The sequence below is a fragment of the Spongiactinospora sp. TRM90649 genome, from assembly GCF_029382225.1.
Taxonomy (GTDB): domain Bacteria; phylum Actinomycetota; class Actinomycetes; order Streptosporangiales; family Streptosporangiaceae; genus Spongiactinospora.
Genome location: NZ_JARLTC010000011.1, coordinates 84215 through 110807, shown reverse-complemented (window position 1 = coordinate 110807; position 26593 = coordinate 84215). Strand labels below are relative to the sequence as shown.

Sequence of the window (26593 nt, the reverse complement as noted above, 5' to 3'; positions counted from 1 at the left end):
CGTTCCGCTAGGAGCTGAGCCATGCCCGATATACCCGACACTACCGACCGGGAGTTGTACCGTCTGGCGGCCGGCACCCTGCTCGCCGCTTTCCAGGGCACCACGGCCCCCGACTGGGTGCTCGCCGAGGCCGGCCGCGGCCTCGGCGGCGTCACCCTGTTCGGCTTCAACGTGGCCGAGGCCGAGCAGCTCAGCGCCCTCACCGGGCGCCTGCGCGAGGCCGGAGACCTGGTCATCTCCCTCGACGAGGAGGGAGGCGACGTCACCCGGCTCGCCTACCACACCGGCAGCCCGTATCCGGGCAACGCCGCCCTCGGCGCCGTGGACGACGTGGAGCTGACCCGCGAGGTCTACCGCTCCATCGCCGACGAACTGGCGCGCTGCGGCATCAACTTCGACATGGCGCCGGACGCCGACGTGAACACCGCCGCCGACAACCCGGTGATCGGCACCCGCGCCTTCGGCAACGACACCGCCCTGGTGGCCAGGCACACCGCCGCCGCCGTGGACGGCCTGCAGTCGGCGGGCGTCGCCGCCTGCGTCAAGCACTTCCCCGGGCACGGGGCCACCACCGTGGACTCCCACCTGGAGGTCCCCCTGGTGGACGCCGACCTGGACCTGCTGCGCTCCCGCGAGCTGGTGCCCTTCCAGGCCGCCATCCGCGCGGGCACCAAGTCCATCATGACCGCGCACGTGCGGGTGCCCGCCCTGACCGGCGCCTCCCCCGCCACACTGTCCCCCGCCGCGCTCACCGGCCTGCTCCGCCACGAGCTGGGCTTCGGCGGCGTGGTGGTCACCGACGCGCTGGACATGGCGGCGATCACCCGTGCCTACGGCCTGGCCGGCGGTGCGGTGCTCTCCCTCGCGGCGGGCGCCGACCTGCTCTGCCTCGGCCCGCTGCCCACCGAGGACGACGTGCGGGAGATCATCGCAGGGATCGTGGCCGCCACCGCCGACGGCCGGTTGCCGGTTGCCAGACTGGAGGAGGCCGCCGAGCGCGTGGCCGCCCTGCGCGCCTGGTTCACCGCCCCCCGCCCGGGAGCGCACGGCGAGCAGGCCATCGGCCTGACCGCCGCCCGCCGCGCCGTCAGCGTCTCCGGCACCACGGCCCCGCTGGTCGACCCGCTGGTCGTCGAGCTGGACACCCCGCCGACCATCGCCGTCGGCGACGTGCCGTGGGGCTTCGGCCACCTGCCCCGGCTGGCCGAGGTGGTGCGCCTCGTCCCGGCGGACGGCCGGCCTGACGCGATTCTGGAACGCGCCAATGGCCGTTCGCTGGTGGTCGTGGTCAAGGACGCCCACCGGCACGAGTCGAGCCGGGCGTTCGTCTCGGCACTGCTCGCGGCCCGGCCGGACACCGTGGTGGTGGAGATGGGCCTGCCCATCTGGAGGCCCGACTGCGCGGCGTACGTCGCCACCTACGGGGCCGCGCGGCCGAACGCGCAGGCCGCGGCGGAACTCCTCTTTCCCGATCGAATGGCGGCCGCTGCCGCGTCCTGACATACCGGTTGACAAGGGGCGAAGCAAAGATTAGTTAGTAAAGTTTCTTGTTTAAAGGGTGAATCGGTGCTAAACAGTGAGTGCGGCCGGAACATGGCCGCCCACCTCGCGTCACGGAGACGGAGACACGATGACCATCGATACCGCCCGAGACGTCGCGAGCGCCGACCTGGCACGACTCGCCGACTGTGTGTTGCAACCAGGATTCACCGGCACGACCGCCCCTGACTGGATCCGACGCCGCCTGAGCCTAGGGCTCGGCGGCGTCACGCTTTTCTCCCGGAACATCACCGGCCCCGAACAGCTCGCCACGCTCACCGCGAGCCTACGGGCCGAGAACCCTCATGTCGTCATCGCCACCGACGAAGAGGCCGGAGACGTGACCCGGCTTGAGGTCAGGGCCGGCAGTTCCCGGCCCGGCAACCTCGCCCTGGGAGCGGTGGACGACCCCGACCTCACCGAAGCCGTCGCCCGCGACGTGGGAGCCGCGCTGGCCCAAGCGGGCATCACGCTCAACTACGCCCCGGTCGCCGACGTCAACTCGGCCGACAACCCGGTCGTCGGCACCCGGGCCTTCGGCGACGACCCGTGGCTGGTCGCCCGGCACACCCGCGCCTGGGTCACGGGCCTGCAGGCCGCCGGTGTGGCGGCGTGCGCCAAGCACTTCCCCGGGCACGGGGCCACCACCGTGGACTCCCACGACGACCTCCCCGCCGTCACCGCCACCGCCGGCGAGCTGGCCAGGGTCGCGCTCTCCCCGTTCCGCACCGCCATCCGGGCCGGCGTCCGCTCGATCATGACCGGGCATCTGCTCGTCCCCGCACTTGACCCGCACTGGCCCGCCACCATGAGCTCGCGCATCCTCACCGACCTGCTGCGCGGCGAGCTGGGCTTCGAGGGGCTGATCGTCACCGACGGCATCGAGATGCCGTCCCTGTCGCTGCGCTACGGCCTGGGCATGGTCGCGGTGCGGGCCCTGGCCGCCGGAGCCGACGTGATCTGCGTGGGCGGCGAGAACACCTCGCCCGGCCTCGTGGACATGCTCCGCAACGCCATCGTGGCGGCGGTCCGCGACGGCTCGCTGTCCGAGGAGCGGCTCACCGACGCCGCCACCCGGGTCCGCACGCTGGCCGCGTGGGCCTCTGGGCCGTGTGGGCCGATTCCGGTCGCGCAGGCGGGCATCGGGCTCGCGGCGGCGCGGCGTGCCGTCCGGGTGACCTCCAAGGAGCACGCGGGGCCGTTGCCGCTGGAAGTGCCGCCGCACGTGATCGAGCTGGACTCGGTCACCAACCTGGCGGTGGATCGCGCCACCGGATGGGGCGTGGCGGCGCCGTTGGCGGCGCTGCTGCCCGGCACCACGGCGGTGCGGCTCGACCCCGGCCAGGCCGGGCTGCTGGGCTTCGAGATCGCGTTCGCGCTGGGCAGGCCGCTGGTGGTGGCGTGCCGCGACGCGTCGAGGCACGGCTGGGTCGCCGCGGCCATCGAGACCGTGCTGTCGCACCGGCCCGACGCGATCATCGTGGAGATGGGCCGCCCCGGGCCTGGTACGCCGGGGGCGCATCACGTGGCCACGTTCGGCTCGTCACTGGCCTGCGGGACCGCCGCGGCCGAGGTGATCTCCGGGCGGTCCGAGTAAATTCAGGTAAATCCGAGTAAGTCTGGGTGAACACGAGCGCGGCCGGACCCGCGCTCAGGACGCGAAGACCTCCTCGCGGGCACGCTCCAACGCCGCCAGCACGGCGCCGCGCAAGACCGGGTTGCCGTTCTGCTCGCTTGGCACCACCTGCGGGCGTATCGGGCAGATTCGGGCCACGGCCTCCTCCACCCGGGAGGACAGCGCGGTGCCTCCGGCGCGGCTGACGTCGCCGCCCAGCACCACGAGCCCGGGGTCGAGGACCACGCAGACCGACGCCACGCCGAGCGCCAGCCGGGAGGCGATCTCGTCGAGCAGCGGCTCGCCCTCAGGGCCGGCCTTGACCGCCGCCGCCACGCACTCGGCCTGCTTGGAGCCGGTGAACCCGTAGGTCTCCGCCAGTTCGGTCACCGCCTCCACGCTGACCAGGGACTGCAGACCGCCCGCCAGCGAGGGCAGGCGGCCGGGAATGGCACGCACGTCCTCGGCGAGCGGCACTCCCGGGACGGGCAGGTAGCCGATCTCACCCGCACTGCCCGAACGCCCCCGGTGCAGCCTGCCGCCGAGCATGACGGCGAGGCCCAGGCCACGGCCCACCCACACCAGCACGAAGTCCTCGGCGTCGCGGGCGGGCCCGTCGGCGCGCTCGGCGATCGCCGCGAGGTTCACGTCGTTCTCGATGACGACCTCACGGCGCAGGTCACGCGCCAGTGCCTCGTGAATGCCCTCGTGCCAGCCCGGCAGGTCGAAGGAGAACCGCACGTCGCCGCTGCGCGGATCGACCACGCCGGGCGTGCCGATCACCACCCCGCGCAGCTTGGCCAGCGACACCTTCGCCGAACGGCATGCCTTGACCACCCCGCTGTGCACGACGGCCACAGGGTCGTCGTGCCCCTGCGGCGAGACTGTGACCTCGGCCACGGTGCTGCCGTGTATGTCGGCGATGGCCGTCGTGACGCTCTCCGGGCCGACATCGAGCCCCGCGACATAGGCGGAGGACGCGACGACGGCGTAGAGCGCCGCGTTGGGACCTCGGCCCCCGGCCAGCTCGCCGACCACCTCTACCAGCCCACGCTCCTCCAGCCTGGCCAGCGTCTGAGACGCGGTGACCTTGGACAGGCCGGTCATCTCGCCGATCTGACCCCGCGTCAGGGGGCCGGAGGCGAGTAGCAGCTCCAGGGCGGCCCGATCGTTGATCTCCCGCAGCAACCTGGGCACCCCAGGACGTCGCTCCATACCCATGCTCTCTGATCGCCGTCTTCCCGCCGCCTTCGCCGAGCCAGATGAGCGGGAGGAGTCAATTAATAAGGCTTCCTGTTAGTTGTACGCCCAGCGTAACGGACCCATTCCCACGCTAGAACACGGCTCGCCGCCATGTCGATCATCTGTGCGCAGGTCATGCCCCGGCGTCCGGGATGGGCCATCCAGGGCCTCTCGGTCCCGTTCATGCCCTCCCGCCGCCCGACCAGTGTTCTCCAGGCGGGATAATCGACAACATGCGCCTATCCGCTCGTGTCGACTACGCCCTTCGTGCCGCCGCCGAACTCGCCGCCGCCGGTGCCGGCCCGACCACTGTGGGCGAGCTGGCCAAGGAGCAGGACATGCCCCCGAAATACCTGGAGAACATCCTGCTCCAGATGCGCCGGGCGGGCCTGGTCCGCGGCCAGCGCGGCCCTGAGGGCGGCTATGTGCTCGCCAGGCCGCCCGCCGAGATCTCCCTCGCCGACGTGATCCGCGCCGTGGACGGCCCGCTGGCCAACGTGCGCGGCGAGCGCCCCGAGCACGTGGGCTACCGGGGCGCGGCCGAACCGCTGCAGGAGGTCTGGATCGCGCTCCGCGCCAGCGAGCGGGCGATCCTCGAAGAAGTGACATTGGCCAATGTGTCCACCGGCACGCTGCCCGACCGGGTGCGCAAGCTCGCCGCCGACCCGGCCGCCTGGGACTGACCCCGAAAGCCCGTGCCCGAGGGAGACGCCGTCTACCGGACCGCCAAGCGCCTGCGCGCGGCTCTGGACGGGCGCGTGCTGACCCGATCCGACTTCCGGGTCCCCAGGCACGCCACGGCCGATCTGACGGGCCGCACGGTCCTTGAGACGCTCTCCCGGGGCAAGCACCTGCTGACCCGCGTGGACGGCGCGCTGACCGTGCACACGCACCTGCGGATGGACGGCACGTGGCGGGTGCTGCCCGCCGGTGGCCGCCCGCCTCCCGGCGACGTCGTCCGCCTGATCCTCGGCAACGCCGAATGGCTCGCCGTCGGCGTCCGGCTGGGGATGGTGGACCTGCTGCCCACCGCGAGGGAAGACTCCGTGGTCGGCCATCTGGGGCCCGACCTGCTCGGCCCCGACTGGGACGCCGCGCGGGCCGCGCGGCGGCTGGCCGTCCACGGCGACCAGACCATCGGCGAGGCCCTGCTCGACCAGCGCAACCTCGCCGGGATCGGGACGATCTACCGGGCCGAGACGCTCTTCCTTGCTGGGATCTCGCCATGGCGGCGCGTCCGCGACGTCGCGGACCTGGAGCGCGTGGCGGCTCTGGCGCACCGGCTGCTCCACGCCAACAAGGACCGGGCCGGCACGATCACGACCGGGGACCGCCGGCCGGGCGCGAGCACGTGGGTCTACGGGCGCGGGGGGCGCGCGTGCCGCCGATGCGGCACGCGGATCGGGGTCACCGAGCTCGGCGGCGCGGTGACAGAGGCGACGCGACCGGGATCAACCCGGGCACGCTCACCAGAGCGGCTGGTCTACTGGTGCGCGGTCTGCCAGCCGGAGTGAACCGCCGCTCAGGCGGCCACCATGTCTTTGACCTCGGGAAACACGCTTCCGGAGATGCCGCTGGCCACACCTTCGCCGATGGACAGGCGCTCGTGCTCGGGCACGTCGGCCATCACCGGGGCGGCCTGCAGCTCGGCCAGCGCGAACTGGTCGGAGACCTCGCGCAGGACCTGTGACAGGGGAACCCCGAGAGCGCCGCAGATGGACGCCAGCAGTTCGGAGGACGCCTCCTTCTGACCACGCTCGACCTCGGAGAGGTAACCGAGCGAAACGCGCGCCAAGGTGGAGACCTCTCGCAACGTGCGGCCCTGCCGCACCCGAAGTCGCCGCAGCACGTCACCGAGCAGTTGTCGCAGCAGGACCATCTGTCGTTCCCTCCCCGGTGTCGGTGCCTTCACACCACTTCGCGCGATCGGTTCATGCCGCCCATCTTTCGAATGACCCTCGTGCATGCTCCTCGCCGTCATCACCGTTCCCGTGGGCCCGCCGGCCGGGCTCCCGCAGTAGTCGCTTCTCGCCGATGGCTTACGGACCTCACTCACAGCTCCACCGTACCCGCATCCACCGACGTGGCGGCAGACCGTAAGGAGCATGTTCGCTGGTGACGTAACACGGTAATCATCCGGAATGTTCCCTCATGTTTGCCTCTAGCACATCTATCAGCAGATCAACCGCTTCCTCCGCAGTCTCTACCCGGATCTCGTCACGTGATCCCCTAAGACGCGCATCACGCTGCCACAAACCGTCTCCGGGACCGCTGAGCGCGATGTGGACGGTGCCCACGGGCCGGCCGTCCTGGGGCTCGGGCCCCGCCACACCGGTGACCGCCAGGCCGTAAGAGGACCCGGTCAGCTCGCGCACGCCCCTGGCCATCGCCGCCGCGACCTCCGGGTGCACGGCACCCTCGCGGGCCAGCAGTTCGCCCGGCACGGCCAGCAGGCGGGCCTTCAGCTCGGTGGCGTAGGCGATCACCCCGCCCCGGAAGGAGGCGGACGCGCCGGGGACGGCGGTGAAGGTGGCGCCGATAAGGCCCCCGGTGAGCGACTCGGCCACGGAGAGCGTCAGCCCCGCTCCGGAGAGCAGGGACAGGGCTCTGGCCGCCGCCGGGTTCATCCGCCCCGCGCCTCCCTGGCCAGCCGCGACAGGCGCACCGCGCGCACGACGTAGTCGACCCCGGTGACCACCGTCACCGCCAGCGCGCCCGCCATCAGCACCCAGCGCACCGGATCGGGGACGCCGGGCCAGACATAGAGGCCGATGGCGACGATCTGCAGGACGGTCTTCACCTTGCCGCCGTAGCTGGCCGGGATCACGCCGTGCCGGATCACCGCGAACCGGAGCAGGGTCACGCCCAGCTCCCTGACCACGATGGTGATCGTGACCCACCACGCCAGCTCGTCGAGCAGCGACAGGCTGACCAGGGCCGCGCCGATCAGCGCCTTGTCGGCGATCGGATCGGCGATCTTGCCGAAGTCGGTGACCAGGCCGTAGCGCCTGGCCAGCTCGCCGTCGAGGCGGTCGGTGAGCGAGGCGATCACGAACAGCGCCAGGGCGGCGACCCGCCAGCCGGTGCCCGGCAGGAACAGACAGGTGACGAAGAACGGAACGAGCACCAGACGGACGACCGTGAGAACGTTGGCGACGTTCCATGGGCTCACCCGGCGGCTTTTGGCCGCCGACGTCGCGTCCGGTGTCTCGGTCATGGACCGGCCTTGATCCGCGCGATCAGGTCGACGCCCTCGGCGTCGACCACCACGGCCCGCACGATCTGGCCGGGCGTCAGCCCGATGCCCTGGACCGTCACCGAACCGTCGACCTCCGGGCCCTGGTGGGCGGCGCGACCCTCGTAGCCGCCGTCGCCCAGGTCGGCCTCGATCAGCACCTCGACCTCGGTGCCGATGCGCTCCTCCGCGCGCTGCGCGGTCAGCTCCTCGGCCAGCTCGGTGAGGGCGGCCACCCGCTTGTCCACGGTCTCCGGGTCGAGCTTGCCCGCCATGCCGGCGGCCTCGGTGCCCTCCTCGTCGGAGTAGCCGAACACGCCGATCACGTCGAGCCTGGCCTCCTGGAGGAAGTCGGTCAGCTCGGCGAACTCCGCCTCGGTCTCGCCGGGGAAGCCGACGATGAAGTTGGACCGCACGCCCGCCTCCGGCGCCTCGGCGCGGATCCGCTCAAGCAGGTCCAGGAACCGGCGGGGATCGCCGAAACGGCGCATCCGCCGCAGCACCGTGCCGCTGGCGTGCTGGAAGGAGAGGTCGAAGTACGGCGCCACGCCCTTGGTGGCGGCGATGGCCGTCAGCAGCCCCGGCCGAAGCTCGGCGGGCTGGAGATAGCTCACCCGCACCCGCTCGACGCCCTCGACGGCCGCCAGGCGGGGCAGCAGGGCCTCCAGCGAGCGCAGGTCGCCGAGGTCCTTGCCGTAGGAGGTGGAGTTCTCGCTGACGAGCACCAGCTCGCGCACGCCGTGCTCGGCCAGCCAGGCGGCCTCGCCGAGCAGCTCGTCGGGGCGCCGGGAGACGTAGGCCCCCCGGAAGGCGGGAATGGCGCAGAAGGTGCAGCGGCGGTCGCAGCCGGAGGCCAGTTTGAGCGAGGCCACCGGTCCGTCGTCCATCCGCTTGCGCAGCGGTCGGGGGCCGCTGGCCGGGGCCAGGCCCTCGGGCAGTTCGCCGTGGCCGGGGATGGCGTGCGCGGGCGGCGCCGCCGCGCGCCCCACCGGCGAGATGGGCAGCAGAGTGCGCCGGTCACGCGGGGTGTGCGGCACCAGGGGACGGCCGGCCACGACGTCGTCGAGGCGCTCGCCGATGTCGGTGTAGTCGTCGAAGGACAGGACGGCGGACGCCTCGGGAAGGGCCTCGGCGAGCTGTTCGCCGTACCGCTCGGCCATGCAGCCCGCGGCGACGACCTTGGCGCCCGAGTCGGTGGCGGCGAGGATCGTGTCGATCGAGTCCTTCTTCGCCGAGTCGATGAAGCCGCAGGTATTGACGACGATCACGTCGGGATCGTCGTCGCCGAGGCTCCACCCGGCAGCTTCCAGGCGCGCGGCGAGCTCCTCGGAGTCGACCTCGTTGCGCGCGCAGCCCAGCGTGATCAGCGATGCGGTTCGGCGGGATGACATGGTGACACTACGGTATCGGCAGTTGCCACCTACCCGAGACCCTACCCCTGAGGTCGATCCGCCGAGTCGTCACCGAGGACGGTAGGTACGGCGGACGATCTCGCCCTCCGCGCCGGGCACCCCAAGATCTTTACCGTTGACGTGCACGCTCACGGCTCCGGCGTCGGCGAAGACCACGCGGATCTCCGACTTGGCGCGCCAGGTCGCCGAGGCGCCCTCCTTCAGCCTGCCGGAGAAGATCTTGCGACCCTTGGCGTCACGGGCGGTGACCTGGGCCTCCTTGCGCGCCTTGACCCGCACCACGACCGTCTCCGACGACTGGGCCGGCCCCGCCGCCGCGGCGTTCCGCGGCGGTACGGCGGGCGGCGGCGCGCTCACCTTGGGCCCCGGCGCGGGCCGGATGTCGGCCACGTTGACGTCGCCCGCGCCGCCCATCAGCCGCACCACGCCGAACACGACCGCGATGCCGAGCGCGATCGCCAGCGCCATACTCCAGTTCAGCGACCGCCGCTCGCGCAGCCTGATCCGCCGGTCGGCCTGGAAGACCGCCGACGCGCGCACCGGCGCCGGAGAACCCCCGTTGGCCTCGTCATAGGCCTGTACGACGGCCTCCGGATCCAGGCCGACGACCTTGGCGATGTTGCGCACGTGGCCGCGCCCGTAGAAGTCTCCCCCGCACAGGGAGAAGTCGTCGCGTTCCAGCGCGTGGATGAGCGACTCGCGGATCCTCGTCCGCGCGCTCACCTGTCCGACCGTCAACCCCGCGGACCGCCGCGCACGCGCCAGGACCGATCCGATGCTCTCGCTACGCCCATCCATACGAACGCCTCCCCCTGACGTTGCGTAGTGCCTCATATTCAACCAGCTATGGATCGCCCGCCGTACGGCGGGGTCACTCTCCGCGCAGGTCGGCGAGCAGAGCGGGCAGATCGTCCGGTTTGACCATGACCTCGCGGGCCTTGGAACCCTCGCTGGGGCCGACGACCTCGCGGCTCTCCAGCAGGTCCATCAGCCGCCCGGCCTTGGCGAAGCCCACCCGCAGCTTGCGCTGGAGCATCGAGGTGGACCCGAACTGGGTGGTCACCACCAGCTCCGCCGCCTGGATCAACAGGTCGAGGTCGTCGCCGATGTCCTCGTCGATCTCCTTCTTGGCCCCCTGGGCCGCCGCGACGTCGTCGCGGTACTCGACCTGCATCTGGCTCTTGCAGTGCGTGACGACCTCGTTGATCTCCTTCTCGGACACGAAGGCGTTCTGCAGCCGCATCGGCTTGCTCGCGCCCATCGGCAGGAACAGCGCGTCGCCCTGGCCGACCAGCTTCTCGGCCCCCGGCTGGTCAAGGATGACGCGCGAGTCGGCGAGAGAGGAGGTGGCGAAGGCCAGACGGGAGGGAACGTTGGCCTTGATCAGCCCGGTCACCACGTCGACGCTGGGGCGCTGGGTGGCGATCACCAGGTGGATGCCCGCCGCGCGGGCGAGCTGGGTGATGCGGACGATGGAGTCCTCGACGTCGCGGGGGGCCACCATCATCAGGTCGGACAGCTCGTCGACGATCACCAGCAGGTAGGGGTAGGGCTGGTAGACCCGCTCGCTGCCGGGCGGGGGCACCAGCTTGCCCGCGCGCACCGCCTTGTTGAACTCGTCCACGTGCCGGAACCCGCTGGCGGCGAGGTCGTCGTAGCGGCGGTCCATCTCGCCGACGACCCACTCCAGGGCCTCGGCGGCCTTCTTGGGGTTGGTGATGATCGGCGTGATCAGGTGCGGGATGCCCTCGTAGACGCTCAGCTCGACCCGCTTGGGGTCGACCAGCACCATGCGGACCTCGTCGGGGGTGGCGCGCATCAGGATGGAGGAGATCAGCCCGTTGACGCAGACCGACTTGCCCGCGCCGGTGGCGCCCGCGATGAGCAGGTGCGGCATCTTGGCGAGGTTCGCCACGATCGTGCGGCCCTCGACGTCTTTGCCCAGGCCGACGATCATCGGGTGGTGGTCGGCCTGCGCGACCGGGGAGCGCAGCACGTCGCCCAGCGACACGAGGTCCTTGTCGGTGTTCGGGATCTCCACCCCGATCGCCGACTTGCCGGGGATCGGGGACAGGATCCGCACATCGGCGGACTTGACGGCATAAGCGATGTTCTTGGTGAGCGCGGTGACCTTCTCCACCTTCACGGCGGGGCCCAGCTCGATCTCGTAGCGAGTGACCGTCGGGCCCCGGGTGAACCCGATCACCTGGGCGTCGATGGAGAACTGTTCGAGCACGCTGGTCAGCGCGTTGACCACCACGCTGTTGGCCTTGGTCTGCGGCTTGGGCGCGGTGCCCGGCCGCAGCGCGGCGAGGTCGGGCAGCGCGTATGGCCCCGCCTGCGGCGACAGCACGAGCTGCTCCACCGTGCGCGGCGGCGGCGTGGGGTCGGGCGGCTCGGGCGTCCTGACCGCCTCGGGCTCCGGCCGTTCCTCCTCGTCCACGAGCCCGGGGACGATCTCGGGCGAGTGCTCGTCCTTCTTCTGGTCGTCGCGCACGATGGGCGTGTCATACGGCGGCTCGCCCTCGCGCTCCGTGTCGGGGGCGGCCTTCTTGGACCGGCCGGCGCCGCGCTGCCTGGGGGCCCGCGGCTTGGTGTCGGCCTCCTTGTTGAACAGCATGTGGCGGATCTCCGCCAGCCGCTCGGGCACCCGGTGGACCGGCGTCGCGGTGATCACCAGCACGCCGAACCCGGAGAGGAGCAGCAGCAGCGGGATCGTGATGAACGACGGCAGGATGCTGTTCGGCGGCGCGGAGACGATGAAGCCGATCATGCCGCCCGCGGCGGAGACCTTGTCCATGCCGTCGTTGTCGCCACCCGAGGGGTAGGGCGTGTCGTTGGCCACGTGGACGACGCCGAGGATGCCCACGACCAGCGCGGTCCAGCCGATCACCATCCGGCCGGTGTCGGCGTTCTGGTCGGGGTGGCGCAGGAACCGCCAGGCCAGCAGCGCGAGCAGCACCGGTACCGACCAGGCCAGCGAGCCGAACACGCCCTTGGCCACCGCGATGACCACCTGGGAGGCGGCGCCCTCGGCGTTTCGCCAGATCATCGCGGCCAGGGTGACGGCCGCGGCGAGGACCGCCAGGCCCAGGCCGTCGCGGCGGTGGGCGGGGTCGAGTTCGCGGGCGCTGTTGCCGAGCGCGCGGGCCGCGCTGCCCACCGCGCCGGCGATCAGCAGCCACACCCCCACGAAGAGCTTGCCGATCATTCCGAACACCCAGCTGATCGGATCTTGGTGGAGCGCGCCCTGCTTGCGGGACGCCGGTGCCGCCTTCCCCCTGGAGGAGGCCGCGCGGGAACCCGAGGCGGAGGCCGAGCGCCGCGTGGCGCTCGTCCGGGTGCCCTTCTGGGGGCTCTTCTGGGTGCCCTTCTGGCCCTTCTGGTTCCGGGGTCCGCCCTGGGCGCCCTTGGACGTACGGGTGGCCATGATGACCAAGGTACGCGCGAGGCGCGCCGTACGTGCCGAGGCGCGCCGTACGGGAGGCTTGACCCTTACAGCATGCCCCACACTCCCCCAGAACCTCTTTTGACGGGGGGAGTGCCCCGACCTGTTATGACTTGTCCGACTCTAGGATTCCACCGAACGACTCGACGGAACGATCGAAGGAGCTGGACCGTGGACGTGGTGGTGCTGGGCGAGCCGTTGGTGGAGTTCTCCTCCGACCGGGCACTGACCGACGCCGAGGTCTTCCGCCTGTCCTTCTCCGGCGACGCGCTCAACGCGTCCGTCGCGGCGGCGGCCCAGGGGGCACGGGTCGCCCTGGTGACCAGAGTGGGCGACGACGAGTTCGGCGAGCGGCTGATCCGCTTCGCCGCCGGGCGCGGGGTGGAGACCGCCTGGATGACCAAGGGCGGCGGCCCCACCGGCGCCTACGCGGTGGGGGCGGACCCGTCGGGCGAGCGGGCTTTCAGCTACATGCGCCAGGGCAGCGCGGCCACCCGCCTGGCCCCGGCCGACGTGGACCGCTCCCCCGTCGCGGCGGCCGGCGTGGTGCTGCTCAGCGGCATCGCGGCGGCGATCTCCGAGTCGTGCGCGCAGGCCGTACGGCACGCCGCCGAACTGGCCTCCGGCCGGGTCGTCTACGACCCCAACTACCGCGCCAGGCTCACCACCCCCGAGCGCGCGGCGGAGAACCTCGCCGCCGTGGGCCCGCACGCCGCGCTGATCAAGATCTCCAGTCCGGGCGACAGCACCGCGCTGCTCGGCGTGGGCGACCCGTACGAGACCGCCCGCGCGTGCCTGGACCTGGGCGCGGCCGCCGTCGCGGTGACCCGGGGAGCGGACGGCGTGCTGCTGGCCGAGCGCGGCGCCGAGCCGGTCGCGGTGCCCGCCTTCGCCGCCGCCTCCGTGGTGGACCAGACCGGCGCGGGCGACAACTTCGCGGGCGCGCTGGCCGCCTGGCTGGCCAGGGGCGCCGGGCTGCGCGAGGCCGTCGCGGCGGGCGCCGCCGCCGCCTCGATCAGCCTGGGCGGGCAGGGCGGCACGGGCCGGGTCGCGACGCCGGGCGAGATCGAGCGCCTGCTGGCGCTCTGAGGGTCATCCCCGGGTAGGGTCCGGGGTCATCCGGCGAGCGGAACACACTCGCGATCGGCGTCCGATGTGCGGAGACGCGCCTGATTCGTACGGTCGTCTCATCACCTGAGGAGGCGCAATGTCCACCACCAAGACCAGCACCAAGACCACCCAAGGACTCGATCACCTGGCCGGCGCGAGGACCGTGCTGCTGACCACGTTCCGGAAGGACGGCACGCCGGTCGGCACCCCCGTGGTCACCGCGATCCACGACGGCGTGCTCTACGCGAGCACGCTGGAGAACAGCGGCAAGGTCAAGCGCATCCGGCGCGACGCCAGGGTGACCGTCGGCCCCTGCACCCTGCGCGGGGCGCCGACCGGCCCGGCAGTCGAGGCCAGAGCCCGGGTCCTGGACGGCGCGGAGAGCCGCAGGGCCAACCGGCTCACCGAGTCGGCGAACTGGATCAACCGGCCGATCCACCTCTACGAGCGGCTGATCCGGCGCAGGCGCGTGATCGGCATCGAGATGACCGTGACCGGCGCGCCCGAATCGGCGGATAGTTGACCCATGGCGGGAACGAGGAAACCGGCGGCCGACCTGCCGCCGCCGGGGTGCGAATGGGACAAGGACCTGCTCGACGCGGGTCTGGAGGGCGGCCTGCCGCCGCTGTTCCGGATGGGGCTGTCCGCGCTGGCGCTGGCCATCCTGGGCGGCGCGGCGGTGGCCGCGATCCCGGCGGGCGGCCCGCACCCGGTCGGCGCGGTCCTGGCCCTGATCGCGGCGCTGCCCTGGACGGCCTGGCTGGTGCGCGACGACGGCAGGGGGCCGACGTGGGCGTTCGCGCTGCCGGTGCTGGTCCCGCTGGCCGCGCTGGGGGCCGCGCACCGGTTCGCGCCCGGTCTCGCGCTGGGCGGTGACCTCGCCTACCACCTGGTCACCTTCGTCCTGCCGCTGACGGTACTGCTCTTCGCGGCCTTCGCCGTCCAGCGGGTGTGGGCGGGCGTGGCGGCGGCCGGTTACACCGCCTTCGCGGTGCCCCTGGCCGCGGGCTGGGCGCTGGGCGGGGCCACGCCCGACGCGCAGGCCACGATCACCTGGCACCTCGGTTACGCGTTCTGCGCCGCCGCGGGCTACGCCGTACGCCTGAGCTACCTCTCCAGCAGGCGCGTCGCGCAGGCCAGGGAGGCCCTGGCGGCCCGCGCGGCGGCCGAGCGGCGGCGCGCGATCGCCCAGGACGTGCACGACGTCGTGGCGCACACGCTGGCCGTCACCATGCTGCACGTCACGGCCGCCCGCATGGCGGTGCGCCGCTCCCCCGACGACGCCGAGGAGGCGCTGCGCGAGGCCGAGCGGCACGGCAGGGCCAGCCTCGCCGACATCAGGCGGATGGTCCGGCTGCTGCGCGCCGACGACGCCACGGCGGTGGACGCGCCCCAGCCGGGGCTGTCGGACGTGGAGGCGCTGGTCGAGAGCTACCGCGCGGCGGGCCGGCGGGTGGACCTGTCGCTGTCGGTGGCGGCCCACGGGGCGTCGCCGTCCGCCGAGCTGGCCGTGTACCGCGTGCTGCAGGAGGCCCTGGCCAACGCGGCACGGCACGGCGGCGGGCCCGCCAGCGTGGCGCTGAGCGCCGCGGGCGGGCGAATGTCGCTGGTGGTGGACAACCCGCTCGGCGGGGCGGCCCCCGCCGAGGCGGCGTCCCAGGGCAGCGGGCTCCTCGGGATGCGGGAGCGGGTGTCGGCGGCCGGGGGCGTCATCGAGACCGGTTCCCGCGACGGGCGCTGGGTCGTGCGTGCGGAGGTTCCCTGCGAGGTGGTGAGCGCGTGATCAAGGTGCTGCTGGTGGACGACCAGCCGCTGGTGAGGGCCGGGCTGCGCCGCATCCTTTCGCCCCAGGACGAACTGACCGTGGTCGGCGAGTGCGATGACGGCGACCAGGTGCTCGACGCCGTGACCCGCCACCGGCCCGACGTCGTCGTGATGGACGTCCGGATGCGCCGCGTGGACGGCACGGAGGCCACCCGCCTGCTGCGCGACCGCCCCGGCTCGCCCCCCGTGCTGGTGCTCACCACCTTCGACGACGACGAGACCGTGGCGGCGGCCCTCGGGGCGGGCGCGGCCGGGTTCATCCTCAAGGACGCTCCGGGCGAGGACATCGTCCGCGCCACCACCACCGTGGCCGAGGGCCGCGCCTGGCTGGACCCCCAGGTCGCCGGGCACGTGCTCGCCGCCTACCGGCGGGTCGCGCCCGGCCACCGCCGCGACGCGTCCATGATCGGCCGGCTCACCCAGCGCGAGCTGGACGTGCTCGCCCAGGTCGGCCGGGGGGCGACCAACGCCGAGGCCGCCGCCGCGCTGCACGTCAGCGAGGCCACGGTGAAGACCCACCTGGGACGCCTGCTGGCCAAGCTCGACCTGCGCGACCGGGCCGCGCTGATCGTCTTCGCCCAGACCAACGGCCTGGCCTGAGCGCCGCTACGACGCGGTGGAGAACCGGTAGACGGTGGCCGACCGAAAACGCTCCCCCGGCCGCAGCACGGTGGAGGGGAACGACGGGCGGTTCGGCGAGTCGGGGAAGTGCTGGGTCTCCAGGCACAGGGCCGCGTGCGGGCCGTACCCGTCGGCGCGGCGGTCGAGGTGGTCGGCGGTGTAGAACTGCAGGCCCGGCTCGGTGGTCAGGACCTCCAGCACCCGGCCGGAGGCCGGGTCCTCCACGCGGGCCTTGACGCCGTCGCCGGGGTTCAGGACCCAGCAGTGGTCGTAGCCGCCGGCGCCGATCCGCTCGCCCACCGCGTGAGGGGTGGTGAAGTCGAAGGGGGTGCCCGCGACCGGCGCGGGATCTCCCACCGGGATCTGCGTGGCGTCCACCGGCAGGTAGTGGTCGGCGTCGATGGTCAGCACGTTCCCCAGCACCTCACCCGCCCCGGCGCCGGACAGGTTGAAGTAGGAGTGGTCGGTGAGGTTGACCACGGTCGGGGCGTCGGTGATGGCCTGGTACTCCATGCGCAGCCCGCCGTCCGGAGTGACGGTGTAGACGACCTCGGTGCGCAGCGTGCCCGGGAAGCCCTCCTCGCCGTCGGGGCTCACGTAGTACAGCGCGAGCGAGTCGTCGCCGCCCGGCTCGGCGGTCCACATCCGCCGGTCGAAGCCGCGGTCGCCGCCGTGCAGCGTGTTGGGCCCGTTGTTGCGCGGCACCCGGTACTCGCGGCCGTCCAGGGTGAACCGGCCGCCCGCGATGCGGTTGGCGTAGCGGCCGATCAGAGCGCCGAGGTGGGCGTCGCCGCGCAGGTAGCCGCCGAGCGAGTCGTGGCCGAGCACGACGTCGGCGCTCAGCCCGGTGGCGTCGGGCGTCTCGATCGACTGGACGATCGCGCCGTAGGTCAGCACCCGGACCCGGGGGCCGCCTGGGACGGCGAGCGTGAACCGCTCCACGGTCTCGCCCGTCGGGAGCGTGCCGAACACTTCTCTGTGCATACCCGTCCCATCACCGTCAGGCCCTCGACTACACCTATCACGGGCCTCACAGGGCACCCGCGAGCGCCGCGCCCCCTCAGCCCCGCTCGTCGCGGGCGGCCACCACGAGACCGGACTCGTAGGCGGCGATGACGAGCTGGGCGCGGTCGCGGGCCTGGAGCTTGGCCAGCAGGCGGCCGATGTGCGACTTGACCGTGCCCGCGCTGAGGTGCAGGTGCTCGGAGATCTCCGCGTTGGACAGCCCCCTGGCGATCAGGACGAGCACCTCGCGTTCCCGCTCGGTCACGCCGGAGAGCTCACCGGCGACCGGCCGGGCGGACTCCGGCCTGCGGCAGAATTCGGCGATCAGGCGGCGCGTCACGCTCGGCGCGAGCAGCGCCTCGCCGGCGGCGACCACGTGGACGGCCGCCAGCAGGTCGGCGGGCGGGGTGTCCTTGAGCAGGAAGCCGCTGGCCCCGGCGCGCAGCGCGGCGTAGACGTAGGCGTCCAGGTCGAAGGTGGTGAGCATGAGCACCCGGACGCCCTCGGTGCCGGGCGAGCCGCAGATCTCCCTGGTGGCGGCGATGCCGTCCATTTCGGGCATCCGCACGTCCATGAGCACGACGTCGGGGCGTTCGGCGTGGGCCAGCTCGACGGCCCGCGCGCCGGTGCCCGCCTCGCCGACCACGGTCAGGCCGGGGGCCGTCTCCACCAGCAGCCGGAAACTGCCGCGCACCAGGGCCTGGTCGTCGGCGACGAGCACCCGGACGGTCATTCGGCCTCCCGGTACCGCAGCCGGGCCGAGACACGGAAGCCGCCTTCCGGCAGAGGTCCTGCGGTGAGCGCGCCGCCGTAGAGCAGGACGCGTTCGCGCATTCCCGCCAGGCCGTGTCCGGTCCCCGATGGTTCTTGAGGAGGACCGCCTCTGCCGTCGTCGGTGACGTCGATGCGCAGCTCGCCTCCTGCGGCGTCCACGACGACCGTGCAGGTGGCGGGCGCGGCGTGCTTCACCACGTTGGTCAGCGCCTCCTGCACGATCCGGTACGCGGACAGCTCCACGCCCTCCGGCACCCCCTCGGCCCCGCGCACGGTCGTCTCCACCACCACCCCCGCGCTCGCCGCGCGCTCGGCCAGCCCGGGCAGCGCGGACAGGCCGGGCGCAGGATCGTACGGCGGGTCGCCCGGCTCCGAGCGCAGCACGCCGAGCATGTGCCGCATCTCGCTGAGCGCGGCGCGGCTCGTCGCCTCGATGACCCGCAGCGCCTCACCGGCCTCCTCGGGCCTGACCGCGGCGACGTGGTTGGCGATCCCGGCCTTGACCGCGATCAGGCTCATGCTGTGCGCGACCACGTCGTGCAGCTCGCGGGCGATGCGCAGCCGTTCGCCCGCCACGGCCCGCTCCGCCAGCCGTTCGGCGTGTCGGGCGGCATGGGCCCGCCGCTCGCGCACGGCGCGCCCCACCGTCCACGCGCCGCCGGCCACCGCCACCGCGAGCAGCAGTTCCCCGAGCGGCGGCACCATCGTCCCGTTGGGCACCCCGGCGACCGTCAGCAGGAACAGCACGATCCCGCTCAGCACCGCGATCCCCGAGCCACGCTCCCCGGACCGGCGCGGCCGGGTGAGCGCCACCGTGTAGGCGGCGAAGGACGGGGCGACGAAGGCGCCGCCGGACACCCCGGTGAACGGGGCCGCCACCGCGGCCGCGAGCACCACGCAGAGCACCGGGACCGGCCACGCCCTGCGCACGGCCAGCGGCGCGCCGAGTGCGAACACCACCAGCATCCCCGCGACGGAGGACGGCCGCCCGGCGAGGACGAGGACGAGCACCAGCGCGGCGGCGCAGTCGAGCGCGATCAGCTCCCTGCGGCTGAGCGGCGCGCCGAGCAGCGGCCGCTGACCCTGTCGGCGCTCTGTTTTCCTCACCTTTCGCAAAATATATGGACTTTCCGCCACTCGCCTCGGACCTGGGGCCGTCGGCCCGCGGGCCGACTCGGCCGTGGGGGCCGGACCGGCCTCTGTCCCGCGCAGCGGGCGGCCCGGCCGTGGCGCTCAACGCCCGGTTGTCACTCCCGGCCGCCGGTGATCACTCCTGCCGGCCGTCCACGCGCCTGGGGACGCCCAGCGGGTTGTCCTCGCGCAGCTCGGCGGGCAGGAGGTCCTGCGGCCAGTTCTGGTACGCCGTGGGGGCCATCCACCGGCCGATCGCGGCCGCGCCGACGGAGGTGTGCTTGGGCGCGGTGGACGAGGGCCACGGCCCGCCGTGGTGCATCGCCCAGGTGACGGCGACGCCGGTCGGCCAGCCGTTCCAGATCAGCCGTCCGGCCATCTCCCGCAGCACCCCCGCGACCTCCTGGGCCTCGGCCGGGTCGGCCGCGTGGACGGTCGCGGTCAGCGACCCCGGCAGCCGCGACAGCACGACGGGCAGTTCGGCGGGATCGGTGTAGGTCACCACGATCGACGACGGCCCGAAGCACTCCTCGGCGATCTCCGGCAACGCCCCGGCGAAGTCGGCCAGCGCCGTGGTGAAGACCTTCGGCGTGGCGTCCCACGGCCCGGTACCCGAGGCGCCTTCCGCCAGCGTGTCGAGCGAGCCCAGGCGCGCAAGGCCCTGCGCGTAGCCCTCGATGATGCGCCCGCTGAGCATGGGGCCGCCGGTGCTCCCGGCCACCGCCTCCTTGATCGCCGAGCGGAGCGACTCGTCGTCGGGCACGAACACCAGGCCCGGGTTGGTGCAGAACTGGCCGACGCCCTGGGTCAGCGACCCGGCGAACCCGGCCGCCAGCGCGGTCACGTCGTTCTTCAGCGCGGACGGCAGCACGACCACCGGGTTGACGCTGCCCAGCTCACCGTAGAAGGGGATCGGGTCGGGACGTTCGTGGATCATGGCCTGGATCGCCTTGCCGCCCGGGATCGACCCGGTGAACCCGACCGCCGACACCAGCGGGTGCTGCACCAGCGGACGGCCCGCCTCAAGACCCTGGACCAGGCCGAGCAGCGCGGCGTCGGGCAGCGCCGAGCGGATCACCGACGCGCTCAGCACCGACGTGCGCGGATGCGCGGGATGCGCCTTGACGACCACCGGGCACCCGGCGGCGAGCGCCGACGCGGTGTCGCCGCCCGCGACGGAGAAGGCGAACGGGAAGTTGCTCGCCGCGAACACGCCGACCACTCCCGGCAGGGGATGGTTCATCAGCCGCACGTCCGGGCGCGGCGGTGTCGCGCCCGGATCGGCGTGATCGACGACCACACCGGCGTAGCCGCCGTCGCGCAGCACCTCGGCGAAGAGCCGGAACTGCCCGGCCGCGCGGCCGACCTCGCCGCGCAGGCGGGTCTCCCCCAGCGCGGTCTCCTCGTCGGCGGTCCGCCACAGCTCCTCGGCGTTCGCCGCGAGCGCGTCGGCCACCCGGTCGAGGACGCCGGCCCGAGCGGCCGCGGCCATGGCCCGCCACGGGCGCCCAGCGTCACCGGCGGCCCGGACGGCGGCGCCGACCTCGGCCTCCGTCGTCTCGGCCAGCTCGCCGCCGGCCTGCCGCCCGGTGCGCGGGTTGTAACCGTAGATCATCTGGGAACGTCCTCCATCATCCCGACCTGTACGACTACCTGCCGGTCTATCAGGCGGGCCGGGCGAGGCACCAATCGGGAGGGCGGTGTTCCCCCTGGACGGTCAGACCTCGACCACCACGGGAATGATCATCGGTCGGCGCCGGTAGGTGTCGCTCACCCACCGGCCCACCGTGCGGCGCACCACACGGCGGATCTGCTGGGCGTCGGCGACGCCGTCGAGGGCCGTCTCCTCCAGCGCGCGTTCGAGCTGCGGGATGACCTGATCGAAGGCGTCGAGGTCGATGCCGGAACCCCGGGCGTGCACCTCCGGGCCGCCGGTCAGCTTGCCCGTGGTGGAGTCGATCACCACGACGATGGAGATGAATCCCTCGTCGCCCAGGATGCGGCGGTCCTTCAGGGCCACGTCGGTGACCCCGCCGACGGACGTGCCGTCCACGTAGACGTATCCGGCCTTCACCGCGCCGACGATGCGGGCCCTGCCGTCGAGCAGGTCCACCACGACGCCGTCCTCGGCGATCACGATGTGATCATCGGGCACCCCGGTCAGCGCGGCCAGCCTGGCGTGCGCCCGCAGGTGCCGCCACTCGCCGTGCACCGGCATGAAGTTGGACGGCCTGGTCAGGTTGAGCACGTAGAGCAGCTCACCCGCGGCGGCGTGACCCGAGACGTGGACCCGCGCGTTGCCCTTGTGCACGACGCGCGCGCCCCAGCGGGTGAGGCCGTTGATGACCTTGTTCACCGCGGTCTCGTTGCCCGGCACCAGCGAGGACGCCAGCAGCACGGTGTCGCCCTCGGCGATCCTGATCGGGTGATCGCGGTTGGCCATCCTGGACAGCGCGGCCATCGGCTCGCCCTGGGAGCCCGTGCAGATCAGCACGACGTCTCCGGGCGGCCACTCCTCGATCTCCTTGGCGTCCACCATCAGCCCCGGCGGGACCTTCAGGTAGCCGAGGTCGCGGGCGACCCCCATGTTGCGCACCATCGACCGGCCCATCAGGGCGACCTTGCGGCCGTGCTTGTCGGCGGCGTCGAGGACCTGCTGCACGCGGTGGACGTGGGAGGCGAAGCACGCCACGATGATCCGCTGGTCGGCGGCCCGGAAGACATCGTCGATGACCGGGGCGATGTCGCGCTCGCTGGTGACGAAGCCCGGCACCTCCGAGTTGGTGGAGTCGGACATCAGCAGGTCGACGCCCTCGGCGCCGAGCCTGGCGAAGCCGCCGAGGTCGGTCAGCCGGCCGTCCATCGGGAGCTGGTCCATCTTGAAGTCGCCCGTGTGCAGGACGATTCCCGCCGGGGTGCGCACCGCGACCGCGAGCGCGTCCGGGATGGAGTGGTTCACCGCGAAGAACTCGCAGTCGAAGGGCCCGAAGCGATGCCGCTCGCCCTCGACGACCTGGTGCTTGACCGGCTGGATGCGGTGCTCGGTGAGCTTGCTCTCGATCAGCGCCAGCGTCAGCCGGGAGCCCACGACGGGAATGTCGCCCCGCTCGCGCAGCAGGTACGGGACGGCGCCGATGTGATCCTCGTGCGCGTGGGTGAGGATCACCGCCTCGATGTCGCCGAGGCGGTCGCGGATGTATTCGAAGTCGGGAAGTATCAGATCGATACCGGGCTGGTCGGGCTCCGGGAAGAGCACGCCGCAGTCGACGACGAGCAGGCGGCCGTCGTACTCGAAGACCGCCATGTTGCGGCCGATCTCACCCAGGCCGCCGAGCGCCACGATTCGCAGTGCACCTGCCGATAGCGGCGGCGGCGGTCCCAAGTCAGGATGCGGATGGCTCATGCGCGCTCCCCTCGCGCCGAGACGGTGCCCTCGCCGGACCGCCCGCTGTGGCTACTGTTGTTCAAACTGCTGATTCCTCCCCATGATCAGGTGTCGGACAGCTTCACCCCGCCCGCCACGAGACACGCCCGCAGCTCGGCGATCTGCTCTTGTGCGGCCTCGACCAGCGGCGGGCGCACCGGCCCGGCCGGGCGTCCCACCAGTTCCAGCGCGGCCTTGGCCATGATCGCGCCACCGGCCTTCATCATGATCCCGTCCACCACGGGCAGGAGCCGCCGGTGGATCGCGAGCGCGCCCTCAGGGTCGCCCGCGCGGTGACGTTCGATCATCCTGGCCAGCTCGGACCCCACCACGTGGCCGACGACGCTGACGAACCCGGCCGCGCCCACGGAGAGCCAGGGCAGGTTGAGCGCGTCGTCACCGGAGTAGAAGACGAGGTCGGTCGCGGACATCACGTGGGACCCGGCGTACAGGTCGCCCTTGGCGTCCTTCACCGCGAGGATCCGGTCGTGCTGGCCCAGTCGGATCAGCGTTTCGGTCGCGATCGGCGTGCCGGTGCGCCCGGGGATGTCGTAAAGCATCACGGGCAGCCCGGTGGCGTCGGCGACCGAGACGAAGTGGCGGTACACACCCTCCTGCGGCGGCTTGTTGTAATACGGAGTCACCAGAAGGAGCGCGTGCGCGCCCGCGCGCTCGGCGCGCCTGGCCAGCTCCACGCTGTGGTGGGTGTCATAGGTTCCGGCGCCGGCCACGACGGTGGCGCGATCGCCCACCGTCTCCGCCACGACGCGCACCAGCCGCTCTTTCTCCTCGTCGCCGGTGACGGGCGACTCGCCCGTCGTGCCGTTCACCACGATGCCGTCGTTGCGCTGGTCGTCGACCAGATACGCGGCGAGCGCCCGGGCGGCGTCATAGTCGACGGCGCCCTCAGAGGTGAACGGGGTGACCATCGCGGTCAGCATGCGGCCGAATGGGGCGTCCGAGGTTCGAGTTGGCGATGCCATAGACCGAACGGTACCCCGGAACGGCCGGGACAGTGGACCCCGCCACCCCGGTCCGCAGGCTCGCCCGCCCTCATCGGGCACGGTGGGTCGCGTAACCCGGATGACGAGAAGAGGTCGCTGATATGTGCTCGGGGGTACACACATCAGCGACCTCTACCGAACAATCGGCGTCCCTTACCGTGGTGTTACACGCTTCCTGAAATATTTTCGCCAGGATCGTCGCCCTGGCGATCGGTTGGGTCGTGTCCCAAAGTTGGCACTCCAATTTGAGCCGGTTACCCTCCGTCGCCCGTTCGATACGACAAGATTGAGCCACGGGCCTACTCAGGGATGGAAATGGCCAGCTCCGATCCGGTCTACCTGCGCATCGTCGAAGATCTTCGGCGTCAGATCGTCGACGGCACCCTCGCGCCGGGCGCGCTGATCCCGTCCCGGGCTCAGCTCACCCGCAAGTACGGCGTGGGCGAGACAGCCGCGCGCCACGCCCTGCGCGTGCTCGCCGCCGAAGGGCTGATCGTCGGCCGCGTCGGCTCCGGCCACTACGTCCGGCCACGCCCGGTGCTGCTCCCCCTGCACCGGGGCCGCTTCCTCGACCACCACGCCCCGCTCGCCGCCGACCTGCAGCCCTACGGCCTCAACGTCACCTGGGTCTGGCGGGTCGAACGCAGCCACGCCAGCCGGGCCATCGCCGAACGCCTGCGCATGCGCGAGGCGGCCCCCGTCGTCAGGGCGCGGTACCTCTTCCGCAGCAACGGCAAGCCGATCCAGCTCGCCTTCTCCTACGAGCCGGCCGAACTCAGCCAGCCCATGCCCGAACCCGGCATCACCGCCGAGGGCAGCGACGGCAGGCAGAGCGTCATCGCCCGCATGGCGTCCGTCGGCGTCACCGTCTCCGAGGTCGTCGAAAGCATCCGCACCCGCATCCCCGAACCCGCCGAACGCGACGCCCTCGACCTCCCCGCCGGAGTCAACGTCCTCCACATCGAACGCACCCACCTCGCAGGCGACCGCCCGGTAGAGACAGGCGACATCATCGTCTCCGGCGACCGCTTCCGAGCCGTCTACACCCTCCCCGTCCGCCCCTGACCCCTCGGGCCTGCGGGCGACACCACCGCGAGCCCCGCTCCCCGCGCAACGCCCAACCGTGGTCCCCGCAGGTCGCACCCCCTTGAGCCCCCTCGGGCCACGACCGCCCAACCATGGTCCCCAGCACTACCGCGCCGCGAACGCCAGACCGCATTTCCTACACCCGATCGAGCCCTCGGATGGGTATCGTGAAGCCACCGCCAAGATCCCGCCGCACCGGAGGAACGGGATGCGCGGCGGGGCAGCCGAGACAGAATAACGATCATTGATCTGCAGCAAACCTCCAGGGTTTTTGCACTACCGGAGGTTCACTGCAGAATCCAAGATTTCCACCCCAGAGATCAGAGCGCTGACCAGCGTCTTTACATTGGGGTCCTCATCGCCCCTGAGAGGGGTCGCATGATAATCGGACACCCTGTGCGTGCGACTACCTTTACGGGAGTCCTCATCGCCCCTGAGAGGGGTCGCATGCCGGTGATCGCGCAGGTCGTGGTCAAGGCGAGCGCGTGGCCGTCTCGCTGATCGCGGGCCGCGCGGTGGCGGCAGCGGCAATGCCAGGCCGGGGCCGAATTGGGTACAGCGGGCATCGATCGGGGATTTGTCCTAGAGACTGACAGAGTCGATGGCGATATCACCTTCGTCGTCACAATTCTCTGTACGGCCGGGCGCGGATTGCGTTACTTCACGGATCTTCGGATGCCCTGCATGCTGATTTTGGAACGCTGCAGGGCGGAGCCGTCCGCCGTACCTCAGCACCTCTCGCGAATGCGCCGGCTTCGCATGTCCCGAAAAGTCCTGAGTAGGAGACGCAGTGCCGAAAACCTGGATATCCGCCGCGACCCGGCGATTACTCGCCCTCGCGTCCGCCGTCACACTCGTGGTGGCCCTGGCCCCACGGGCCGAAGCGCTCACCGTGAACTGCGGCGACACGCTCACCGCTAGCGTCACCCTCACCGCCGACCTGCACTGTCCCGGCCCCGGCTTCATCATCGGCGCCGACGACGTGACCGTCGATCTGGCCGGGAACTCCCTCACCGGCAGCGGCACCAGCACCGCGATCCGGGTGCAGGGACGCACCGGCGTCAGCGTGCTGAACGGCACGATCAGCGGGTTCGGCAGCGGAGCGAGCGTGACCAACGTCGGCAGCGTCGCGGGGCAGATCGCCTTCACCGACGTCCGGCTCGTAGGGCAGTCGGTCAGCGGGTATCCCGGCGGGAAGGTGACCCTCTCCGGCGGCCTGAGCACCTGCGAGGTCAAGGGGGTCACGATCCTGTACGGCAGTGTGACCATCGACGACTGCACCGTCACCGGCCCGATCTCCATCCACTCGGCGAACTACTCCGCCGTCCGCGACAGCGTCCTGACCGGCGGAAGCCTCACCATCGCCCAGTCCGACCTCGGCGTCTACACCGGCAACGTCTTCGACGGCTACCCCGTGACCAACGGGAGCGAGTGCCGCCGAAACCTGTTCAAGGACAACGAGTTCAAGAACGCCCCGGGCACCGCGTTCACCGCGAAAGAGGTCTTCGACCCGGCCCGCGCGACCGTCGTCGAGGACAACGTGTTCCGCGACAACGACATCGGCCTGACCGGCTCGGGCATCCGCAACGTGATCGTGCGCGACAATATGTTCGAGGACAACGCCACGGTGGGCATGCTGTTGTCCAACCACCACGCGATGTCCAGTCCCGCCGCGCTCTCGGCGAACGTGTTCACCGGCAACGGTCACACCCCCAGTGGGATCACCGACACGAGCGGCGCCCCAATCCAGGGCGGTATCCACCTCTGGACGCGGACCACCAATCCGATCATGCGGATCACCCTCACGGACAACATCGGCACCGGCAACAGCGGGTACATGATCTGGGCACCTCCGGCCATGGTGATCGACGGCGGCGGCAACCAGGGCCCGTGCGGCCCGTCGCCGAACCCGGACCTGACCTGCTTCTGAGGCGTGCCACCGAGAGGGGGCGCGGACGGGACGGGACGGAGCAGGTGCCCGGCCCGTCCGCGCCGATGACACGAGCACCACAGGATTCTCGTGTCGCGCGGCGGTGTGGCCACCGCGCGTCCAAGGGACCTTGACCGGAGAGCCCGCCTGCCCGTTCGGTACGCTCCGGCGGCATGCTCGCTCTGCCGTACCG

General features: G+C 72.0%; 23 protein-coding genes. 10 read left to right on the top strand and 13 right to left on the bottom strand.

Features of this window, described 5'->3' with window-relative positions; translation table 11 throughout:
* The first annotated feature begins 21 nt into the window (after positions 1-21).
* Positions 22-1500 (top strand): glycoside hydrolase family 3 protein, encoded by a 1479-nt coding sequence (locus P3X83_RS15605; protein ID WP_277305778.1) that lies wholly within the window; start codon positions 22-24, stop codon positions 1498-1500.
* A gap of 130 nt (positions 1501-1630) precedes the next feature.
* The gene (locus tag P3X83_RS15600) at positions 1631-3136 is read left to right on the top strand and encodes a glycoside hydrolase family 3 N-terminal domain-containing protein (protein WP_277305777.1); all 1506 of its coding nucleotides are present in this window, start codon (positions 1631-1633) and stop codon (positions 3134-3136) included.
* 54 nt (positions 3137-3190) lie between these two features.
* On the opposite strand, the gene P3X83_RS15595 is transcribed toward P3X83_RS15600, so the two are convergent.
* A complete protein-coding gene (locus tag P3X83_RS15595; protein ID WP_277305776.1) occupies positions 3191-4369 on the bottom strand; it encodes an ROK family transcriptional regulator in 1179 nt (392 codons plus the stop codon).
* A gap of 260 nt (positions 4370-4629) precedes the next feature.
* Here P3X83_RS15595 and P3X83_RS15590 point away from each other — a divergent pair, with 260 nt between their 5' ends.
* Positions 4630-5079 carry an Rrf2 family transcriptional regulator gene (locus tag P3X83_RS15590; protein WP_277305775.1) on the top strand — a complete coding sequence of 150 codons (450 nt, stop codon included), beginning with the start codon at positions 4630-4632 and terminating at the stop codon, positions 5077-5079.
* 12 nt (positions 5080-5091) lie between these two features.
* The gene (locus tag P3X83_RS15585) at positions 5092-5910 is read left to right on the top strand and encodes a DNA-formamidopyrimidine glycosylase family protein (RefSeq protein WP_277305774.1); all 819 of its coding nucleotides are present in this window, start codon (positions 5092-5094) and stop codon (positions 5908-5910) included.
* 8 nt (positions 5911-5918) lie between these two features.
* Here P3X83_RS15585 and P3X83_RS15580 read toward each other — a convergent pair whose 3' ends face one another.
* The 6 genes from P3X83_RS15580 to P3X83_RS15555 form a co-directional block, all read right to left on the bottom strand.
* On the bottom strand, positions 5919-6275 hold the full coding sequence (locus tag P3X83_RS15580; RefSeq protein ID WP_277305773.1) for a helix-turn-helix transcriptional regulator: 357 nt from the start codon (positions 6273-6275) through the stop codon (positions 5919-5921).
* Between the two features lie 253 nt (positions 6276-6528).
* Complete coding sequence (locus tag P3X83_RS15575; RefSeq protein ID WP_277305772.1) at positions 6529-7023, bottom strand: CinA family protein; 495 nt, start codon at positions 7021-7023, stop codon at positions 6529-6531.
* The gene (gene pgsA, locus P3X83_RS15570; RefSeq protein ID WP_277305771.1) at positions 7020-7613 is read right to left on the bottom strand and encodes a CDP-diacylglycerol--glycerol-3-phosphate 3-phosphatidyltransferase; all 594 of its coding nucleotides are present in this window, start codon (positions 7611-7613) and stop codon (positions 7020-7022) included. Before pgsA ends, P3X83_RS15575 begins: the two co-directional genes overlap by 4 nt.
* Positions 7610-9022, bottom strand: a complete 1413-nt coding sequence (gene rimO, locus P3X83_RS15565) for a 30S ribosomal protein S12 methylthiotransferase RimO (protein ID WP_277305770.1) — start codon at positions 9020-9022, stop codon at positions 7610-7612. The genes pgsA and rimO overlap by 4 nt, the downstream gene beginning before the upstream one ends.
* 69 nt (positions 9023-9091) lie before the next feature.
* The gene (locus P3X83_RS15560) at positions 9092-9841 is read right to left on the bottom strand and encodes a helix-turn-helix domain-containing protein (RefSeq protein WP_277305769.1); all 750 of its coding nucleotides are present in this window, start codon (positions 9839-9841) and stop codon (positions 9092-9094) included.
* A gap of 73 nt (positions 9842-9914) precedes the next feature.
* Entirely contained in the window at positions 9915-12473 is a 2559-nt protein-coding gene (locus P3X83_RS15555; protein WP_277305768.1) for a DNA translocase FtsK, read from the bottom strand.
* 189 nt (positions 12474-12662) lie between these two features.
* Between P3X83_RS15555 and P3X83_RS15550 the strand changes: the two genes are divergently transcribed.
* From P3X83_RS15550 to P3X83_RS15535, 4 genes are all read left to right on the top strand, one after another.
* Positions 12663-13580: a sugar kinase gene (locus tag P3X83_RS15550; RefSeq protein ID WP_277305767.1), complete on the top strand. Its 918-nt coding sequence runs from the start codon at positions 12663-12665 to the stop codon at positions 13578-13580.
* A 118-nt stretch (positions 13581-13698) separates the two neighbouring features.
* Positions 13699-14124: a PPOX class F420-dependent oxidoreductase gene (locus P3X83_RS15545; protein WP_277305766.1), complete on the top strand. Its 426-nt coding sequence runs from the start codon at positions 13699-13701 to the stop codon at positions 14122-14124.
* Positions 14125-14127: 3 nt separating this feature from the next.
* Complete coding sequence (locus P3X83_RS15540; RefSeq protein WP_277305765.1) at positions 14128-15384, top strand: histidine kinase; 1257 nt, start codon at positions 14128-14130, stop codon at positions 15382-15384.
* Positions 15381-16025, top strand: a complete 645-nt coding sequence (locus tag P3X83_RS15535; RefSeq protein WP_277305764.1) for a response regulator transcription factor — start codon at positions 15381-15383, stop codon at positions 16023-16025. Before P3X83_RS15540 ends, P3X83_RS15535 begins: the two co-directional genes overlap by 4 nt.
* Positions 16026-16031: 6 nt before the next feature.
* Here P3X83_RS15535 and P3X83_RS15530 read toward each other — a convergent pair whose 3' ends face one another.
* From P3X83_RS15530 to dapA, 6 genes are all read right to left on the bottom strand, one after another.
* Positions 16032-17030 (bottom strand): aldose epimerase family protein, encoded by a 999-nt coding sequence (locus P3X83_RS15530; protein ID WP_277305762.1) that lies wholly within the window; start codon positions 17028-17030, stop codon positions 16032-16034.
* A gap of 76 nt (positions 17031-17106) precedes the next feature.
* Entirely contained in the window at positions 17107-17784 is a 678-nt protein-coding gene (locus P3X83_RS15525) for a response regulator transcription factor (protein WP_277305761.1), read from the bottom strand.
* A complete protein-coding gene (locus P3X83_RS15520) occupies positions 17781-18932 on the bottom strand; it encodes a sensor histidine kinase (protein WP_277305760.1) in 1152 nt (383 codons plus the stop codon). Before P3X83_RS15520 ends, P3X83_RS15525 begins: the two co-directional genes overlap by 4 nt.
* 160 nt (positions 18933-19092) lie before the next feature.
* Positions 19093-20571 carry an aldehyde dehydrogenase (NADP(+)) gene (locus P3X83_RS15515; RefSeq protein ID WP_277305759.1) on the bottom strand — a complete coding sequence of 493 codons (1479 nt, stop codon included), beginning with the start codon at positions 20569-20571 and terminating at the stop codon, positions 19093-19095.
* Positions 20572-20673: 102 nt separating this feature from the next.
* Positions 20674-22359: a ribonuclease J gene (locus P3X83_RS15510; RefSeq protein WP_277305758.1), complete on the bottom strand. Its 1686-nt coding sequence runs from the start codon at positions 22357-22359 to the stop codon at positions 20674-20676.
* An 86-nt stretch (positions 22360-22445) separates the two neighbouring features.
* Complete coding sequence (gene dapA, locus P3X83_RS15505) at positions 22446-23363, bottom strand: 4-hydroxy-tetrahydrodipicolinate synthase (protein WP_277305757.1); 918 nt, start codon at positions 23361-23363, stop codon at positions 22446-22448.
* 336 nt (positions 23364-23699) lie between these two features.
* Between dapA and P3X83_RS15500 the strand changes: the two genes are divergently transcribed.
* Entirely contained in the window at positions 23700-24449 is a 750-nt protein-coding gene (locus tag P3X83_RS15500) for a GntR family transcriptional regulator (RefSeq protein WP_277305756.1), read from the top strand.
* Between the two features lie 811 nt (positions 24450-25260).
* Positions 25261-26400: a right-handed parallel beta-helix repeat-containing protein gene (locus P3X83_RS15495; RefSeq protein WP_277305755.1), complete on the top strand. Its 1140-nt coding sequence runs from the start codon at positions 25261-25263 to the stop codon at positions 26398-26400.
* Positions 26401-26593: the final 193 nt, after the last annotated feature.